Origin of the sequence: Leisingera sp., from assembly GCF_034669605.1 — a bacterium.
In the GTDB taxonomy this organism is placed as follows: Bacteria; Pseudomonadota; Alphaproteobacteria; order Rhodobacterales; family Rhodobacteraceae; genus Leisingera.
The window spans coordinates 1-15,815 of sequence record NZ_JAXMOX010000034.1; the positions used below are offsets into that span (position 1 = coordinate 1).

Annotated in this window: 14 protein-coding genes; 9 read left to right on the forward strand and 5 right to left on the reverse strand. The window is 60.4% G+C overall.

Annotated elements, in window-relative coordinates; genetic code table 11:
- Positions 1-228: 228 nt before the first annotated feature.
- Together VOI29_RS06280 and VOI29_RS06285 are read right to left on the reverse strand one after the other, a co-directional pair.
- The gene (locus VOI29_RS06280; protein WP_323776863.1) at positions 229-933 is read right to left on the reverse strand and encodes a response regulator transcription factor; all 705 of its coding nucleotides are present in this window, start codon (positions 931-933) and stop codon (positions 229-231) included.
- Positions 930-2,831 (reverse strand): PAS-domain containing protein, encoded by a 1,902-nt coding sequence (locus VOI29_RS06285; protein WP_323776865.1) that lies wholly within the window; start codon positions 2,829-2,831, stop codon positions 930-932. Before VOI29_RS06285 ends, VOI29_RS06280 begins: the two co-directional genes overlap by 4 nt.
- Before the next feature lie 445 nt (positions 2,832-3,276).
- Between VOI29_RS06285 and VOI29_RS06290 the strand changes: the two genes are divergently transcribed.
- Positions 3,277-5,241, forward strand: coding sequence for an AMP-binding protein (locus VOI29_RS06290; RefSeq protein ID WP_323776913.1), 1,965 nt, complete (start codon positions 3,277-3,279; stop codon positions 5,239-5,241).
- Positions 5,242-5,294: 53 nt separating this feature from the next.
- Here VOI29_RS06290 and VOI29_RS06295 read toward each other — a convergent pair whose 3' ends face one another.
- Positions 5,295-5,480, reverse strand: coding sequence for a hypothetical protein (locus VOI29_RS06295; RefSeq protein ID WP_024088389.1), 186 nt, complete (start codon positions 5,478-5,480; stop codon positions 5,295-5,297).
- An 88-nt stretch (positions 5,481-5,568) separates the two neighbouring features.
- Here VOI29_RS06295 and VOI29_RS06300 point away from each other — a divergent pair, with 88 nt between their 5' ends.
- Both VOI29_RS06300 and VOI29_RS06305 read left to right on the forward strand, forming a co-directional pair.
- Entirely contained in the window at positions 5,569-6,387 is an 819-nt protein-coding gene (locus VOI29_RS06300) for an ABC transporter ATP-binding protein (protein ID WP_323776867.1), read from the forward strand.
- A gap of 102 nt (positions 6,388-6,489) precedes the next feature.
- A complete protein-coding gene (locus VOI29_RS06305) occupies positions 6,490-7,476 on the forward strand; it encodes a branched-chain amino acid ABC transporter permease (protein WP_323776869.1) in 987 nt (328 codons plus the stop codon).
- 27 nt (positions 7,477-7,503) lie between these two features.
- On the opposite strand, the gene VOI29_RS06310 is transcribed toward VOI29_RS06305, so the two are convergent.
- A complete protein-coding gene (locus VOI29_RS06310) occupies positions 7,504-7,836 on the reverse strand; it encodes an SHOCT domain-containing protein (RefSeq protein ID WP_323776870.1) in 333 nt (110 codons plus the stop codon).
- A gap of 102 nt (positions 7,837-7,938) precedes the next feature.
- Here VOI29_RS06310 and VOI29_RS06315 point away from each other — a divergent pair, with 102 nt between their 5' ends.
- The 6 genes from VOI29_RS06315 to VOI29_RS06340 all read left to right on the forward strand — a co-directional run bounded on the left by VOI29_RS06315 (position 7,939) and on the right by VOI29_RS06340 (position 14,738).
- A complete protein-coding gene (locus tag VOI29_RS06315) occupies positions 7,939-8,202 on the forward strand; it encodes a hypothetical protein (RefSeq protein WP_323776871.1) in 264 nt (87 codons plus the stop codon).
- 74 nt (positions 8,203-8,276) lie between these two features.
- On the forward strand, positions 8,277-9,353 hold the full coding sequence (locus VOI29_RS06320; protein ID WP_024088394.1) for a branched-chain amino acid ABC transporter permease: 1,077 nt from the start codon (positions 8,277-8,279) through the stop codon (positions 9,351-9,353).
- Between the two features lie 92 nt (positions 9,354-9,445).
- The gene (locus VOI29_RS06325) at positions 9,446-10,729 is read left to right on the forward strand and encodes an ABC transporter substrate-binding protein (RefSeq protein WP_323776872.1); all 1,284 of its coding nucleotides are present in this window, start codon (positions 9,446-9,448) and stop codon (positions 10,727-10,729) included.
- A 116-nt stretch (positions 10,730-10,845) separates the two neighbouring features.
- Positions 10,846-11,682, forward strand: a complete 837-nt coding sequence (locus VOI29_RS06330; RefSeq protein WP_323776873.1) for an ABC transporter ATP-binding protein — start codon at positions 10,846-10,848, stop codon at positions 11,680-11,682.
- 17 nt (positions 11,683-11,699) lie between these two features.
- Complete coding sequence (locus VOI29_RS06335) at positions 11,700-12,917, forward strand: phenylacetate--CoA ligase family protein (RefSeq protein WP_323776874.1); 1,218 nt, start codon at positions 11,700-11,702, stop codon at positions 12,915-12,917.
- Positions 12,918-13,058: 141 nt separating this feature from the next.
- Positions 13,059-14,738 (forward strand): iron ABC transporter permease, encoded by a 1,680-nt coding sequence (locus VOI29_RS06340; RefSeq protein ID WP_323776876.1) that lies wholly within the window; start codon positions 13,059-13,061, stop codon positions 14,736-14,738.
- A 36-nt stretch (positions 14,739-14,774) separates the two neighbouring features.
- Here VOI29_RS06340 and VOI29_RS06345 read toward each other — a convergent pair whose 3' ends face one another.
- On the reverse strand, positions 14,775-15,635 hold the full coding sequence (locus VOI29_RS06345; RefSeq protein WP_323776878.1) for a GTP-binding protein: 861 nt from the start codon (positions 15,633-15,635) through the stop codon (positions 14,775-14,777).
- Positions 15,636-15,815: the final 180 nt, after the last annotated feature.

The following is a 15,815-nucleotide window of genomic DNA, read 5'->3' on the forward strand; positions in this document are numbered from 1 at the left end:
GGCCGCGGAGCGCGAATCCCAAGAGTGCGGAAAACTGCGCTGCCACGGAGAACACCAACCAGCGCAAAACCGGAATGCCAATCGCGTAGACGACGCAGCGCACAGCCAGGCCGGCGCCAGTCACAGTCCGGAAAAGGCGGCAAAATGCTACAGCTGCGTTGTCTTTCTTTAGGCTTACATGAAAGCATGAGTGTAGCGCGGACAGTTCGGTCTTCTGGCGGAGCGGGGTCAGCCCCAGTCCACATCGCCCAGAAAGATGTAACCCGCGCCATAAATCGTCTTGATCAGACGCGGGTTTTTGGGGTCTTCACGCAGCTTGGTGCGCAGACGGGAGACGCGCACATCCATGGCCCGGTCAAAGCTTTCGCCGGCCGCGCCGCCAAGCGATTCCTGCATCTGAGCGCGCGAAATCAGCCGCTTGGGGCTGTCGAGGAACAACCGCAGCACTTCGCCCTCGGCATGGGAAAACGGCGTTTCACTGCCTGCGTCATCCTCAAGCACGTAGCGGTCGAAATGCGCGGTCCAGCCGGAGAAACGCGCAGTGTCGCTGACGGCAGCTGCAAGGCGGGGGCCGCCGCGCAGCCGGGCGCGAACACGGGCGACCACTTCGGCCGGATCAAATGGCTTTGTGATGTAATCATCTGCGCCCAGCTCCAGCCCCGTGACCCGGTCCTGCACCTGGGCGCGGCCGGAGATGATAATGACTGCCGCGCCTTGTTCCAAAGCCAGCCGGTGCACAAGCGCCAGCCCGTCGGTGTCAGGCAGCGACAGATCAACCAGGCAAACGTCGGGTGTCATCCGGTTGAGGGCCGCCTCGAATTCGCGCGCGCGGGCAAAGCTTTGGGTGCGGAAGCCTGCGTCCTCCAGCGTGTCGGTCAGGATCCGGCGGATCTCCGGCTCGTCATCCAGGATGGTGACCAAGGGCGATGTCATGCGGCGGGCTCCGGTTTAATCAGCGCGGACAACTGGTGCGTGGTAAAGGGTTTGCGCAAAACCGGGCCGCATTTCAAGGCCTTGCGGAACAATGGGTCGCTGACGGGAAGGGACGTCATCAGAATGCAGGGCAGGTTTGAGCCGTCCAGCCGGGTGGCCAGGTCGATACCGGTGGCCGTGCCCTTCAGCTTGATATCTGTCAGCACCAGCGCGATGTCCGGCAAATCGGCGGTGAGCGCACTGGCCTCATCTACGCTGGCTGCTTCTATGACAGTGTAGCCAAGATCGATCAGCATATCGCGGAATGCGGTGCGTAGTTCTTCGCTATCCTCGACCAGCAGGGCCATGCCGCCCTTGGCATCCGGTGCCAACCGGTAGGGCAGGCGCAGGGTAACCGAAGCGCCGGTTTGGGTGTTGCCGATCCGCATGTCGCCGCCCGCCAGTTTGGCCATGTCGTAGACCATTGGCAGGCCAAGGCCGGAGCCCTCACTGCCTTTGGTGGTGAAGAAAGGATTCAACGCGTGGTCCAGCGCTTCGGGAGAAAAGCCCGGTCCGGTGTCGGTCACCGTGATTTCCACCCAGGTCCGCCCGACAGTATGTGCGCTGACAGTTATCTGGCCCGAGGTTCCACAGGCGTCGCGAGCGTTCAGGATCAAGTTTAAAAGCGCATCCTGCAGTTTGCCGCTATCCAGAAGCAGCACCTCGTCCGGCATGTTATCAAGGATACTTAGCCCAATACCCTGGGGCAGTGAGGGAGAGGCGAGGATTTTCAATTCACCCAGCAGCGTGTGCATGTCGGCGGCTTGAGGGCGCAAGGTGCGTTGGCTGGTCATTTCGGCGATCCGGTGGAGCAGCCGGCCGCCGCGCTTTGCGGCGGAAAGCGTGCCTTGAACCAGTTCGGTTGCCTCGCTGCTCAGCCCCATTTTCTCCAGCTTGCTCTGCATCCCGAGAATTATAGTCAGAAGGTTGGAGAAGTCATGTGCCAGGCCGCTGGTCATCTGCGCCGCCATCTCGCGGCGGCGAGCTTGCTGCAGGGCAACCCGGGCCTGGGTTTCTTCAGTCACATCCATCGACAGGATATAGACACCGCCGCACTGGTCCGGGGTGAAGGCCACCCGAATGCGGCGGCTGCCGTGGCTTTCAGTAAATTCGAAAACTGGGCTGCCACCTTTGTAAGCGGCCAGCAGATGCGGCTCGATCCGCTCAAAGGCAGTCTCCCCCAGTGCGTCTGCAATATGCATACCGAGGATGTCAGAGGGGCGGCTGGGAAACACCGAGCTGAGACGGCGGTTGGTATAGGTGTAAAAGCCGTCCGCATCGACGTGGGCGATATGGGCGGGCATCATTTCCGTCGTGAGCCGGGTACGGCCTTCGATCTCTGTCAGCTGGCGCTTGGCCTCTTCCAGCGCAGTATTCGTGGCCTCCAGCTGGCGGTTGGCGGCAGACAGCTCCTCGGTATGGGTGATCAGCTTCTCGGACAGTTCCTCCGACCGGGAGCGCAGCAGCTGCTCGGCCTGTTTGGTGCGGGTGATATCGGTATAGACCGTGACCCAACCGCCCTGTGGCAGCGGCGAGCCTTCGATGGAGATCATCTGCCCGTTGGGGCGTTCGCGCTCCAAGTAGTGGGGCACGAAGTCCAGAGCCTGCTCGACCCGGCTTTGCACGATCGCTTCGATATCCGTTTCCGGCGCGTATTCCCCGTTTTCAGCCAGGAAGCGGATTGTCTCGGCAAAGGCGGCGCCGGGTTGCACCAAGCGCTCCGGCAGGTTGAACATTTCCTGGAAACGGCGATTGCAGACGGCGAGCCGCAAATCGTTGTCATAGATCGACAGAGCCTGGGCGATCAGGTTCAGCCCGGCGGTGGTCATGGCGGCGTGCGGCTTGCTTGTTCGGTTCATGGTTCTCCCCGCTTCATGGCTAGCACCGCGGCGGTAGCGGGGCAAATTGCTATTCGGCCGCGGGAGGAGACCGTACCGCCGTGTAATGCCGCCAATTGTCTTTTGATTGCCGGACGCAGCATTCAGCAGATGGCGCATTAGATGCGGAATTTGGCGAGGCTGGCCGCTGCGTTTGAAGCGGATTCCGGCCGATTCATGCGCATCCGGCGGGCTTTGCGATGGCGCCGCAGCAATTGCTGCAGGGTTTTCTGTGTCCGGATCCACGGCACCTTGTGCGTTGGCCTGTGAAACAGGGAGGAGATGGCTGTTACAATTCGTAAGATTTGGGAAAACTTCAGGAAAAAGTTGACTGGCTAGCATGTCGTTGACCCTAATCGGGGCAGAACCGCGGCCAGCGGTCGGTCCGGTAGTAAAGCCGGAAAGGGAGGAAAAAAAGTTGGCTCAGATGCAGATGGGCGCCGAAGGGAAACTATCCCTGCCGGCGCTGCTTCAACGCAATGCGGCGCAATTCGCAAGTGCACCGGCCTATCGGGAAAAGGAATTCGGCATTTGGCAATGCTGGACCTGGGCCGAAACGGCAAAGGAAATCGAGGCACTGGCGCTGGGCTTCATCAACCTTGGCGTGAACGAGGGCGATTTCGTTGCCATCATCGGCCGGAACCGCCCCTATCTCTACTGGTCGATGGTCGCCGCGCAAGCCGTTGGAGCTGTTCCAGTGCCGCTCTATCAGGATGCGGTGGCTGAGGAGATGGCCTATGTGCTGGGTCACTGCGGTGCGCGCTTTGTGATTGTGGGTGATCAGGAGCAGGCAGACAAGGTGATCGAGATCCAGGATCAGCTGCAACAATTTGAGCATATGATCTATCTTGATCCGCGCGGGATGCGGAAATACGACCACACGCAGTTGCATCAGTTCAGCCATATTCAGGATCAGGGCCGCTCGGCGCGTGACGAACTGGCCAGCGAGCTGCAGGCGCGCCAGGCCAAGCTGACGTACGACAGCACTTGTGTGATGTTGTACACTTCCGGCACCACCGGCAAGCCCAAGGGCGTGGTGCTGTCGAACCGCAACGTGATCCAAAGTGCCAAGAACTCGGCCGAGTTCGACCGGCTGACCCAGGGCGAAAACATCCTGTCCTACCTGCCGATGGCCTGGGTGGGGGATTTCATCTTCTCGATCGGCCAGGCCTATTGGTGCGGCTTCTGTGTCAACTGCCCGGAAAGCGCCGACACCATGATGACCGACCTGCGCGAGATCGGTCCGACCTATTTCTTCGCGCCGCCCCGCGTGTTCGAGGGCCAGCTGACCAATGTGATGATCCGGATGGAGGATGCAAGCGCGCTGAAGCGCAAGATGTTCCATCATTTCCTGGCCCATGCGAAGAAGGTCGGCGGCGACATTCTGGACGGCAAACCGGTGGGTCTGATCGACCGGCTGAAATACGCGCTGGGCGATCTGCTGGTTTACGGGCCGCTGAAGGATACGCTGGGCTATGGCCGTATCCGCGTGGGGTACACGGCGGGGGAGGCGATCGGGCCGGAGATCTTTGATTTCTACCGCTCGCTGGGTATCAATCTGAAACAGCTTTACGGCCAGACCGAAGCCACCGTGTTCATCACCGTGCAGCCGGATGGCGAAGTGCGGGCTGATACCGTGGGCGTGCCGGCCCCGGAAGTAGAGATCAAGATCGGCGATAACGGCGAGATATTCTACCGTTCGCCGGGCACTTTTGTGGAGTATTTCAAAAACCCGGAGTCCACCGCCTCGACCAAGGATGCCGAAGGCTGGGTGGCCACAGGTGATGCCGGCTTCTTTGAGGAAGGGTCAGGGCATCTGCGGATCATCGACCGTGCCAAGGACGTTGGCAAGATGGCCGACGGTGCGATGTTTGCGCCCAAGTATGTAGAAAACAAGCTGAAATTTTATCCGGATATTCTGGAAGCAGTACTGTTCGGCAACGGCAGAGACCGCTGCGTTGCTTTTATCAACATCGACCTGACGGCAGTGGGCAACTGGGCAGAACGCAATAATATCGCCTATGCCTCCTATCAGGAACTGGCCGGTCATCCGAAGGTTCTGGAAAGCATCCGCGGGCATGTGGGGGCGGTGAACCAGTCGGTGGCTGAGGATCCGATGCTGTCGGGCTGCCAGATTCACCGCTTTGTGGTTCTGCACAAGGAATTGGATGCGGATGACGGCGAAATGACCCGCACTCGTAAAGTGCGCCGCCGAATCGTTGAGGAGAAGTTCGACGATATAATCACCGCGCTGTACAACGGCTCGGAACAGGTCTCAACAGTTACGGAAGTGACCTATGAGGATGGCCGCAAGGGCTCCATCAGCGCAACGCTGACAATTGTCGATGCGGATGTAAAGCCGGCGGCAATTCACCAGGTGGCCGCGGAATGATGCACATGCGCCCGAATACTTTCCCGCCCTGTGCCCAGCAGGTCCGGGTGGTCTCAGATCAGGTCAGGATTGAGTCCAGGGTTGAAGGCCGTGTGGACCACCTGTTGAATTTTGAAAGTGGAGCTGAACCCGTGGGTCTGTTTGAGAATGGAGGCCAGGCTTTCGGATTGCGACAGGCCCATCTGCTTGCATTCAATGGCCATTGTCAAAAGGCAGGAATGCTCAAGTTCGCCAAACATAACTTCGATCTCCTTGCTGCTCGTTTTCTTCAAGTATCGCACGGATATCTTAAAATTTCTATGTGGCAAAAAAAGGGAGGCCGTTGTTATGCTTGACAATTCCTTAAGCTATGTCACCGAAGACGGCCGCACCATCGGCGGTGTGGTGATGGAAATGAAAAACATCACCCTGCGCTTTGGCGGCGTGGTGGCGATCAAGGATATCTCCTTTGACATCCGCGAGGGCGAAATCCGCGCAATTATCGGCCCTAATGGTGCTGGCAAGTCTTCTATGCTGAACGTGATTTCGGGCTTTTACGTGCCGCAGGAAGGCGAGGTGCTGTTTCACGGCAAGAAGCGCCCGCCGATGCGCCCTTATGAGGTGGCCCGTCAGGGTATCGCCCGCACCTTTCAGAACATCGCGCTGTTTGAAGGCATGAGTGTTTTGGATAACGTTATGACAGGTCGCCTTAACTATATGAAAACAGGTCTTTTTGCACAGGCTCTGTGGAAGGGGAAGGCCGAGCGGGAAGAGACCGAAAACCGCGAAGTTGTGGAGCGGGTGATCGACTTTCTGGAGATCCAGCATATCCGCAAGACGCCGGTCGCGCGGTTGCCCTATGGTCTGAAGAAGCGGGTTGAGCTGGCCCGAGCGCTGGCGGCAGAGCCAAAGCTGTTGCTGCTGGATGAGCCGATGGCCGGCATGAACGTCGAAGAGAAAGAGGACATGTCCCGCTTCATCCTGGACGTGAACGACGAATTCGGCACCACCATCGCCCTGATCGAACACGACATGGGCGTGGTGATGGATCTCAGCGACCGGGTCGTGGTGATGGATTACGGCAAGAAGATCGGCGACGGCACCCCCGACGAGGTGCGCAATAACCAGGATGTGATCGACGCCTATCTGGGGGTCAGCCATGACTGAGTTGCAATGCAGCAACACCCGGCTCCGGCGGGGTGACACCCGTACACCCCCTGTGCACCCCCTGTGCACCGCCGCAGCGCAGAACTCCGAGGAGAGCCTCTAATGCCCGAACAACTCGTCTTTGCGATGGAAGTGACGCTGAACGGCCTGATGGCAGGCGTGCTTTATGCGCTGGTCGCGCTGGGGTTTGTCCTGATCTACAAGGCCTCCGGTATCTTCAACTATGCCCAGGGTGTGATGGCGCTGTTTGCGGCGATGACGCTGGTGGGGATCATGCAGGGGCAGGTGCCGTTCTCGCATGTAATCAATGCGGTCTTTGGCGGCCATATCACCCATTTCGGCTGGAACGTGCCCGGCGTGCTGGCAATTGCGCTGACGGTTGCGGTGATGGTGCTGCTGGCCTGGCTGGTGCAAGTGCTGGTGATGAAGCATCTGGTCGGGCAGGAACCGATCATCCTGTTCATGGCCACTATTGGGCTTGCCTATTTCCTCGAAGGAGTTGCCGACCTGATGTGGGGCTCCGAGATCAAGGCGCTGGACGTGGGCCTGCCGCAGGGGATCAACCTGTGGCTCGACGAGGTCACCTTCAACATCTTCGGCTACGGCTTCTTTATCGACAATCTGGACATTGTTGCGACGGTGATTGCCGCTCTGCTGGTGGCCGGGCTGGTTTGCTTTGCCCAGTACACCAAGCAGGGCCGGGCGATGCGCGCGGTTGCGGATGATCACCAAGCGGCGCTGTCGGTCGGCATTTCGCTGAACTTCATCTGGGTGCTGGTTTGGTCAATCGCCGGTTTCGTGGCACTGGTAGCAGGCATCGTCTGGGGCACCAAGTCCGGCGTTCAGTTCTCACTGTCGCTGATCGCTCTGAAGGCGCTGCCGGTTCTGATGCTGGGCGGCTTCACCTCGATCCCGGGCGCCATTGTGGGCGGGTTGATCATCGGTGTCGGCGAGAAGCTGTTCGAATTCGCCATCGGCCCGATGGTCGGCGGTGCCACCGAGAACTGGTTCGCCTATGTGCTGGCGCTGATCTTCCTGGTGTTCCGCCCGCAGGGCCTGTTCGGGGAGAAGATCATTGAACGGGTTTAACGCTCATATGATCTGCTCCCTGCCTGCTCAGCCTTCCAGCTTGCGGAAGGCGGCGATGACGATGGCGGCGAATACTGTGGCAACCAGCGTGAAGGCAATGGTCAGGTCACCGATCAATCGCCCGGTCAAAAATGTCAGCAGCCCTGCACCGCAAAGCCCCATCAGCATCAGCCCCCAAGGACCCGGAGCGGCACTGGCACTCCGCCGCGGTTGCGGTGCCGGCTCGAACGGCGGCAGCACGGTTGCGTCTTCCACCGTTTCCAGCAGCCGGCCCTTGGCCTCTGCAAATGCGGCAGCAGTTATATCACCCTTCTTCCGCGCGGCCTCCAGCCGCCGGATTTCCTCGAAAATCGCGGTCATTGATCCCACTCACTTTACCCAAGCAAAGGGTGGCAGAAAGAAATGGGCAAAATGTGGCCAAGCACGGATTTCTGACAAACTGGTTAACGCCGGCGGTGCGGCATGAGCAAGGCGGTTGCCATAATCAACGTGATCGCCTGGGCGGGATTTTGGGCATTTGGGTTTCTGGCGCTGACTGCGGAGGGGTTTACAGAAACCCAGATCGTGACCGCTGCGCTGCTGGCTTCTGCGGGGCTGATCACCGGGATCATCGCCTATTTGCGGCTGGTGCGCGGCAGCGAGCAGAGCGGTTATGCCAAACCATCGAACCGGATGACCCGCGCGCAGCGCGACGCGGCGCAGGCACAATGGGGGCAGATCGAATGACTGCCTCTGCTGAAACATTCAAGACAAACACCCGGACCGGGCCCCGTTTGCAACAGAAAGGGAGCATCTGAGACATGTTCTACCGTGAAGCCGGAGACTTCAAAACCTCCTATGCCGATGACAGCCAGACCTTCCCGATCAAATTCGACCGTGTCCGCTATTACGCGGTGCTGGCGGTGGCCTTTGGCATCATCCCCTTCCTGATCAACGACTACTGGGCCAATGCGATCCTGCTGCCATTCCTGATCTATTCGATCGCTGCAATCGGGCTGAACATCCTAGTGGGTTACTGCGGGCAGGTCTCCTTGGGCACCGGCGGGTTCATGGCGGTGGGGGCTTACGCCTGCTACAAGCTGATGACTGCCTTTCCCGAGGTCAGCATGTTCATCCATGTGCTGCTGGCAGGCGGCATTACTGCAGTGGTCTGTGTTGCCTTCGGCCTGCCGTCATTGCGCATCAAGGGCTTCTACCTGGCGGTGGCGACGCTGGCGGCGCAGTTCTTTCTGGTCTGGCTGTTCAACCGGGTGCCTTGGTTCTACAACTATTCGGCTTCGGGGCAGATTAACGCGCCAGAGCGGGATACTTTTGGCATTTTGATCACCGGCCCCAATGCACCGGCCTGGGCCACATATCTTTTCTGCCTGATCTTCCTGGCGTTCTGCGCGCTGGTTGCCCGCAACCTGACCCGCGGCACCGTTGGCCGAAGCTGGATGGCAATTCGGGACATGGATATCGCGGCGGAGATCATCGGGGTGAACCCGCTGAAAGCCAAGCTGACCGCCTTTGCCGTCTCCGGCTTCTTCATCGGCATCTCCGGCGCCTTGTTCTTTGCGGTGTACCTGGGCGCGGTTGAGGTCGGCGAGGCGTTCGGCATCAGCAAGTCATTCCTGGTGCTGTTCATGGTGATCATCGGGGGGCTGGGCTCGATCTTCGGCTCTTTCGCCGGCGCGGCCTTCCTGGTGCTGTTGCCGGTGATCCTGAAGGTGGTGGGCGTGGACCTGCTGAACTGGCCCACTGACATTGTGGCGCATTTCCAGCTGGTGATCGTGGGGGCGCTGATCATCGTTTTCCTGATCGCAGAGCCGCACGGGATGGCGCAGCTGTGGCGCGTCGCCAAGGAGAAACTGAGACTCTGGCCCTTCCCGCATTGATGCGGGGCGGTACAAACGCTGGCGGGGAGAAGGGCAAGACCACCCCCGTTTTAGAAAACCATCGGATAAGACCAAAGGGAGGATTTAAGCCGATGAAAAAGACACTGACCACACTGGTGCTGGGCACCGCGATGGCAGCCGGTCCGGCAATGGCGGACCTGGTGTTCCCGGATCTCAGCTATCGGACCGGGCCTTATGCCGCTGGCGGTATTCCGTTTTCGGACGGCTACAACGACTATTTCACCCTGCTGAATGAACGCGATGGCGGCATCGGCGGCGTGCCGGCCAAAGTGATTGAATGCGAAACCGGCTATAACACCGAAAAAGGTGTGGAATGCTATGAATCCACCAAGGGTCAGGGCGCACTGATCTATCAACCGCTGTCCACCGGCATCACCTACCAGCTGATCCCCAAGGTGACGGCTGACAATATCCCGCTGCACACCATGGGTTACGGCCGTACCTCGGCTGCAAATGGCGAAGTGTTCAGCCATGTGTTCAATTATCCGGCGAACTACTGGAACGGTGCCTCAGGGGTGATCAGCTATTTGTTGGAGGAAAACGGCGGTGATCTGAGCGGCAAGAAGATCGCTTTGGTCTATCACAACTCCGCCTATGGCAAGGAGCCGATCCGCACGCTGGAGGAACTGTCGAAGAAACATGGCTTTGAGCTGGTTACCCTGCCGGTGGACCACCCGGGCCAGGAGCAGAAATCGCAATGGCTGCAAATCCGCCGCGAGCGTCCCGACAATGTCGTGATGTGGGGCTGGGGTGTAATGAACCAGGTGGCGATCCAGGAAGCCGCCAACATCCGTTTCCCGATGGAGAACTTCATCGGCGTTTGGTGGTCCGGTGCGGAACATGACGTAATGCCCGCGGGCGACAAGGCCGATGGTTACAAAGCTGTGACCTTTCACAACGTGGGCCGCAACTTTCCGGTGTTCGACGACATTCAGAAGTATGTCGTGGATGCGGGCAAGGCTGCAGGTGCCGGCGATCAGGTTGGCAACGTCCTGTATAACCGCGGCATGTATGCGGCGATGCTGGCAGCCGAGGCCGCCAAAACTGCGCAGGAAATCCATGGTACTGCGGATATCGACGCTGCGATGATGCGGGACGGCATGGAAGCGCTGGTAATCGACGAAGCCAAGATGGCTGCGTTGGGGATGCCGAACTTCGGCCCGGCCTTCAACGTGTCCTGCGACAACCACGGCGGCCCCGGCCTGGTGGGGGTGACCCAGTGGGATGCGGAGAGCAAAACCTGGTCACTGATCTCGGACTTCAAACCATCCGATACCGAAGTAATCGGCAAGCTGGTTGAAGAAGATTCAGGCGCCTATGCGGCTGAAAACAATATCGAGCCCCGCTGCAACTAAGGGCTATGGCCGGCCCTGTCTTTCAGGGGCTGGGAACAACCGGCGCGGCGGAGAACCGCCGCGCCACTCAACAGGGTCCCGGTTCAGGTCCGGGACAGGCATGAGGACACGCTTTGATGCTGGATGCAGCGAACACCGCCGAGGTGCAGGCCGAGACCCTGCTAGAGGTCAACAATATCGAGGTGATCTACAATCACGTGATCCTCGTTCTGAAAGGCGTAAGCCTGCATGTGCCGAAGGGCGGCATCACCGCGCTGCTGGGCGGCAACGGGGCGGGCAAGACCACGACGCTGAAAGCGGTGTCGAACCTGCTGCATTCAGAGCGCGGCGAGGTGACCAAAGGCTCTATCAAGTACCGCGGCGCGCATGTGCATGAGCAGGACCCGGCGGAGCTGGTGAAGAAGGGTGTCATTCAGGTGATGGAAGGCCGTCATTGCTTTGAGCATCTGACGGTGGAGGAAAACCTGCTGACGGGCGCCTATACCCGCTCAGACAGCGGGGCGAAGATTCAGGACGACTTGGAGATGGTCTATCACTATTTCCCACGCCTGAAGGAGCGGCGAAAGAGCCAGGCCGGCTATACCTCGGGCGGCGAGCAGCAGATGGTGGCGATGGGCCGGGCGCTGATGTCCCGGCCGGAGACCATTTTGCTGGACGAGCCCTCGATGGGGCTGGCACCGCAGCTGGTGGAGCAGATATTTGAGATCGTGAAGTCGATCAACGAGAAGGAAGGCGTCACCTTCCTTCTGGCGGAACAGAACACCAACGTCGCCCTGCGCTATGCCCATTACGGCTATATCCTTGAGTCGGGCCGGGTGGTGATGGACGGGCCTGCGGCTGAGCTGCGCGAAAACCCGGACGTGAAGGAATTCTACCTCGGCATGTCGGATGAGGGACGCAAAAGTTTTCGCGACGTGCGGTCCTACCGCCGCCGCAAAAGGTGGCTGAGCTGATGCGGGGAGATGACGTGATGAGCTTTTTTGACATGCTTGAAACCCGCAGTGCCGATGAACGCTCCGCAGACCTGGCAAAGACGCTGCCGGAGCAGATTGCCCGCGCCAAATCCGCCGCTGGATATGCTGAATTGCTGGACGGGGTGGACCCGGCAGCAGTGAACTCGGCAGAGGCGCTGGCGGCGCTGCCGGTGCTGCGCAAGTCGGAACTGAGCCGGGCGCAGGCAGCCAACCCGCCTTTTGGCGGCTTTACCGTGAAGCCTGCCACAGGGTTCGGCCATATTTTCCAAAGCCCCGGCCCGATCTATGAGCCGGGTGGGGTGGATGGCGATTGGTGGCGTATGGGGCGGTTCCTGAATGCGGCTGGAATCGGTCAAGGCGATGTGGTGCAGAACTGTTTTGGCTACCACTTGACGCCTGCCGGCATGATCTTTGAGAACGGTGCCCGGGCGGTGGGGGCGGCGGTGCTGCCCGCCGGCACCGGCCAGACCGAGCTGCAGGTGACCGCCGCGCGGGATGTCGGCGCCACGGCCTATGCTGGGACGCCGGATTACCTGAAGGTGATCCTCGACAAGGCCGATGCCATGGGGGTGGAGCTGAAGTTTTCCAAAGCGGCGGTGGGAGGCGGCGCACTGTTTCCCAGCCTGCGTCAGGAATATGCCGACCGCGGGATCAGCTGCCTGCAATGCTACGCCACCGCCGATCTGGGGAACATCGCCTATGAAAGCCCGGCGATGGAGGGGCTGATCACCGACGAGCATGTGATCGTTGAGATCGTCACCCCAGGCACCGGCAACCCGGTGGCACCGGGCGAGGTGGGCGAGGTGGTGGTGACCACGCTGAACCCGGATTATCCGCTGATCCGCTTCGCCACCGGCGACCTTTCGGCAGTAATGCCGGGTATCTCGCCTTGCGGGCGCACCAATATGCGGATCAAGGGCTGGATGGGCCGGGCTGATCAGACCACCAAGATCAAAGGGATGTTCGTGCGCCCCGAGCAGGTGGCGGCGCTGGTCGAAAAGCATGACGAGATCGTCAAGGCCCGGGTCATTGCCAGCCGAGATGGCGAAATGGACGCGATGACAGTGCAGATTGAGGCTGCGGACGGCGACGAGGCGGCCTTTTCCCGCTCGGTGATCGAGGTGCTGAAGCTCAAAGGCAGGGTTGAGGTGGTGGCCCCAGGCACGCTGCCCAAGGACGGGCTGGTGATCGAGGATCAGCGGACCTACGACTGAACCTGCCGTCGCGGCGGGGCGGGCGCCGAAGTTCGGCGCCCGCCGGTTGTTCTGAGGACCGTAAAACCCGCAGGGTGCTTCCCGGCTGGAATTTCTGACAGGAATAGTCGTAATAGGGCGGTGCAACACTCTGCCGGATCCATGACTGCCGCAAATGACTCCATAGATTACTCCCCCAAAGGACACCGCCGCGGCGGTAAGTCCGGCGGCGGGCTGTTCGCTTTTCTGGCCTGGGCGGTGGCGCTGTCCTGTGTCTTGCCGATGCTGGCGGTGGCGCTGGCAGCGGCGTTCGGCGGCACCGAAACCATCAGCCATCTCGCCAGCACTGTCCTGCCGGGGTACTCTCTGACCACGCTGGCATTGGTGACGCTGGTGGCGCTGGGGACTTTTGCAATCGGTACGGGGGCAGCCTGGCTGGTGACGATGACCCGGTTTCCTGGAGTGCGGTTTCTGGAGGTTGCTCTGGTGCTGCCGCTGGCGTTTCCGGCTTATGTGCTGGCCTATGCCTACACTCATATTCTTGACCATCCCGGCATCGTGCAATCCACCCTGCGCGAGGTAACCGGTTGGGGGCCGCGCGACTATTGGTTTCCGGAGATCCGCTCTACCGGCGGTGCGGCGGCAATGCTTGTTCTGGTGCTCTACCCTTATGTCTATCTGCTGGCGCGGGCAGCTTTCCTGCAGCAAAGCTCCAGTGCCTTCCTGGCGGCCCGGGCGCTGGGGAAAAACGCTTGGGCGGCATTCTGGATGGTTAGTCTGCCGATGGCGCGGCCGGCAATAGCCTCAGGCGTGCTCCTGGCAGTAATGGAGACCATCGCGGATTTCGGAACCGTGTCCTACTTCGGGGTGCAGACCTTTGCTACTGGAATCTACACCAGCTGGTTTTCGCTCGGCGACCGCGGTGGCGCGGCGCAGCTTGCGCTGTGCCTATTGGGATTTGCACTGACGCTGGCGGTGGTAGAGCGGTCGACGCGCGGACGGGCCAAATACCACCACGCGGGCAAACACCACAATCAGATGCCGCCGGCCGAGCTGGGCGGCATCAAGGCGGCGGTTGCTGTCTTTTGCTGCGCGGTTCCGGTGATACTCGGTTTCTTGCTGCCGGTGGCGGTGCTGTTCCTGATGAGCTTTGATTCCGAGCAGAACCTGTTCAGCCGCCGCTATATCGATTTCACCACCAATTCAATCACTTTGGCGGCGGCGGCGGCTGTGCTGACGGTGGCCGCTGCGGTGTGCCTCGGGTTCTATCAGCGCTTGCGACCCGGCCGGGTTTCTGCTGTCGCGGCCTATTTCGCACGGTTGGGCTATGCGGTGCCGGGCGGGGTGATTGCGGTGGGGCTGATCGTGCCCTTTGCCGCCTTTGACAATGCGCTGGACGCCTGGATGCGGGAGATGTTTGGCATCCGAACCGGGCTTTTGGTGACCGGGTCGATCTGGTTGCTGGTCGCAGCTTACGGTGTGCGGTTCATGGCCGCTGCATTGGGGGCTTATGAAGGCGGGCAGGCTACCATGCATGCCAACATGGATGCGGCCGCGCGTTCCTTGGGGCAGGGGCCCTTGGGGATGCTGCGCCGGGTGCATCTGCCGATCCTGACACCCAGCCTTCTGACGGCGCTGCTGATTGTCTTTGTCGACGTGATGAAGGAACTGCCGGCTACGCTGATCATGCGGCCGTTTAACTTTGACACTTTGGCAGTGCAGGCGCACCGGCTGGCGGCGGATGAGCGGCTGGAGGGCGCCGCGGTGCCCTCGCTGGTAATCATGGCGGTCGGGCTGCTGCCAGTGATTCTGATCTGCCGCCAGGTGGGGCGGCAGCGCTAGCAGCAACAAAAATTGACTTTTTGTGGTCCGGGGCGCTTAGGCCACCCACCAGGCCTCAATCTCCTCGCGGGATATCCGGCCTGCCGGACCTAGGCCCACCAGCAGGGTTTCCTCAGCTTCGCAGCGCTTGGCCTCGACATGGCGGCCCACCACGTGCAGCTCATAGCCGCCGCCGGTTGTCACCACAAAACCCTTCATCCGGTAAAGCCCGGCGGGCCGGCCTGCCAGCTTGTCCCCCAGTGCGCGGCGGTCCAGCACATCGTTGCTGCGGTGCTGCCAAGTGGCGTAGGCGGGATGTGCGGTCACGGTGCGACCTTTGGGCAGCGGCACCACGTCGAACAGCAGCTCGGCCACGGGTGATCCATTCAGCACGGTAGGCGTGCGGGCGCCGGCCTTTTTCAGCAGGGCGGAGACCGTCTCGTTGATGTCATCGCATTTGGAGACGATCACCAGATCAGCGGCTCGAATTTGCTGCTCGGCCTGCGGTGCAATCAGTGGGTCGCTCAGCAGGGTTCCGGCATTTTCCGCATCCACCAGAGTAATGATCCCGCCATAGCTCAGCCCGTTTTCATTCAGTACCGAATTGGCGATGGCGACCGGGTCGGAAATACCGCTGGCTTCGATGACCAAATGATCCGGCCGGTCCCGCCGGTTCAGGACTTCGCGCAACGCGGCGGACAGGTCATCGCCCATCGTGCAGCAGGCGCAGCCATTGGTAAGAGCAATCTTGCCGCCGGCGGTTTCTTGAATCAAAGCGTCATCAATGTTGATCGCGCCGGAATCATTCACGATCACGGTCAGCTTCAGCCCGTGATCTTCGGCTAAAAGGCGGTTGATCAAGGTGGTCTTGCCCGCGCCCAGATAGCCGCTGATAATTGTTACCGGCAACCGGTTCATAAGCTCTGTTCCCCCAGAGCGCGGAAAGCTCTCAACCGCATGCGCTCCACCCTGAAATTCAAGATGCGGGAACATATAGGCCGGTAGTTTGAACGGGTCTAGCAAAAGCTCTGCCAGCCTCCAACTTTCACCGAGCGGGGTGCGATTGTCTTCTTGGAAGATGCCGCAGTCACAGAAAAA

What these genes read in the sequence shown, in the direction of transcription:
- VOI29_RS06325 (WP_323776872.1), top strand. Translation starts at nt 9,446, where the DNA reads ATGAAAAAGACACTGACCACACTGGTGCTGGGCACCGCGATGGCAGCC.
- VOI29_RS06280 (WP_323776863.1), bottom strand. Translation starts at nt 933, where the DNA reads ATGACATCGCCCTTGGTCACCATCCTGGATGACGAGCCGGAGATCCGC.
- VOI29_RS06300 (WP_323776867.1), top strand. Translation starts at nt 5,569, where the DNA reads ATGCTTGACAATTCCTTAAGCTATGTCACCGAAGACGGCCGCACCATC.
- VOI29_RS06320 (WP_024088394.1), top strand. Translation starts at nt 8,277, where the DNA reads ATGTTCTACCGTGAAGCCGGAGACTTCAAAACCTCCTATGCCGATGAC.
- VOI29_RS06315 (WP_323776871.1), top strand. Translation starts at nt 7,939, where the DNA reads ATGAGCAAGGCGGTTGCCATAATCAACGTGATCGCCTGGGCGGGATTT.
- VOI29_RS06290 (WP_323776913.1), top strand. Translation starts at nt 3,277, where the DNA reads ATGCAGATGGGCGCCGAAGGGAAACTATCCCTGCCGGCGCTGCTTCAA.
- VOI29_RS06335 (WP_323776874.1), top strand. Translation starts at nt 11,700, where the DNA reads ATGAGCTTTTTTGACATGCTTGAAACCCGCAGTGCCGATGAACGCTCC.
- VOI29_RS06295 (WP_024088389.1), bottom strand. Translation starts at nt 5,480, where the DNA reads ATGTTTGGCGAACTTGAGCATTCCTGCCTTTTGACAATGGCCATTGAA.
- VOI29_RS06285 (WP_323776865.1), bottom strand. Translation starts at nt 2,831, where the DNA reads ATGAACCGAACAAGCAAGCCGCACGCCGCCATGACCACCGCCGGGCTG.
- VOI29_RS06340 (WP_323776876.1), top strand. Translation starts at nt 13,059, where the DNA reads ATGACTGCCGCAAATGACTCCATAGATTACTCCCCCAAAGGACACCGC.
- VOI29_RS06330 (WP_323776873.1), top strand. Translation starts at nt 10,846, where the DNA reads ATGCTGGATGCAGCGAACACCGCCGAGGTGCAGGCCGAGACCCTGCTA.
- VOI29_RS06310 (WP_323776870.1), bottom strand. Translation starts at nt 7,836, where the DNA reads ATGACCGCGATTTTCGAGGAAATCCGGCGGCTGGAGGCCGCGCGGAAG.
- VOI29_RS06345 (WP_323776878.1), bottom strand. Translation starts at nt 15,635, where the DNA reads ATGAACCGGTTGCCGGTAACAATTATCAGCGGCTATCTGGGCGCGGGC.
- VOI29_RS06305 (WP_323776869.1), top strand. Translation starts at nt 6,490, where the DNA reads ATGCCCGAACAACTCGTCTTTGCGATGGAAGTGACGCTGAACGGCCTG.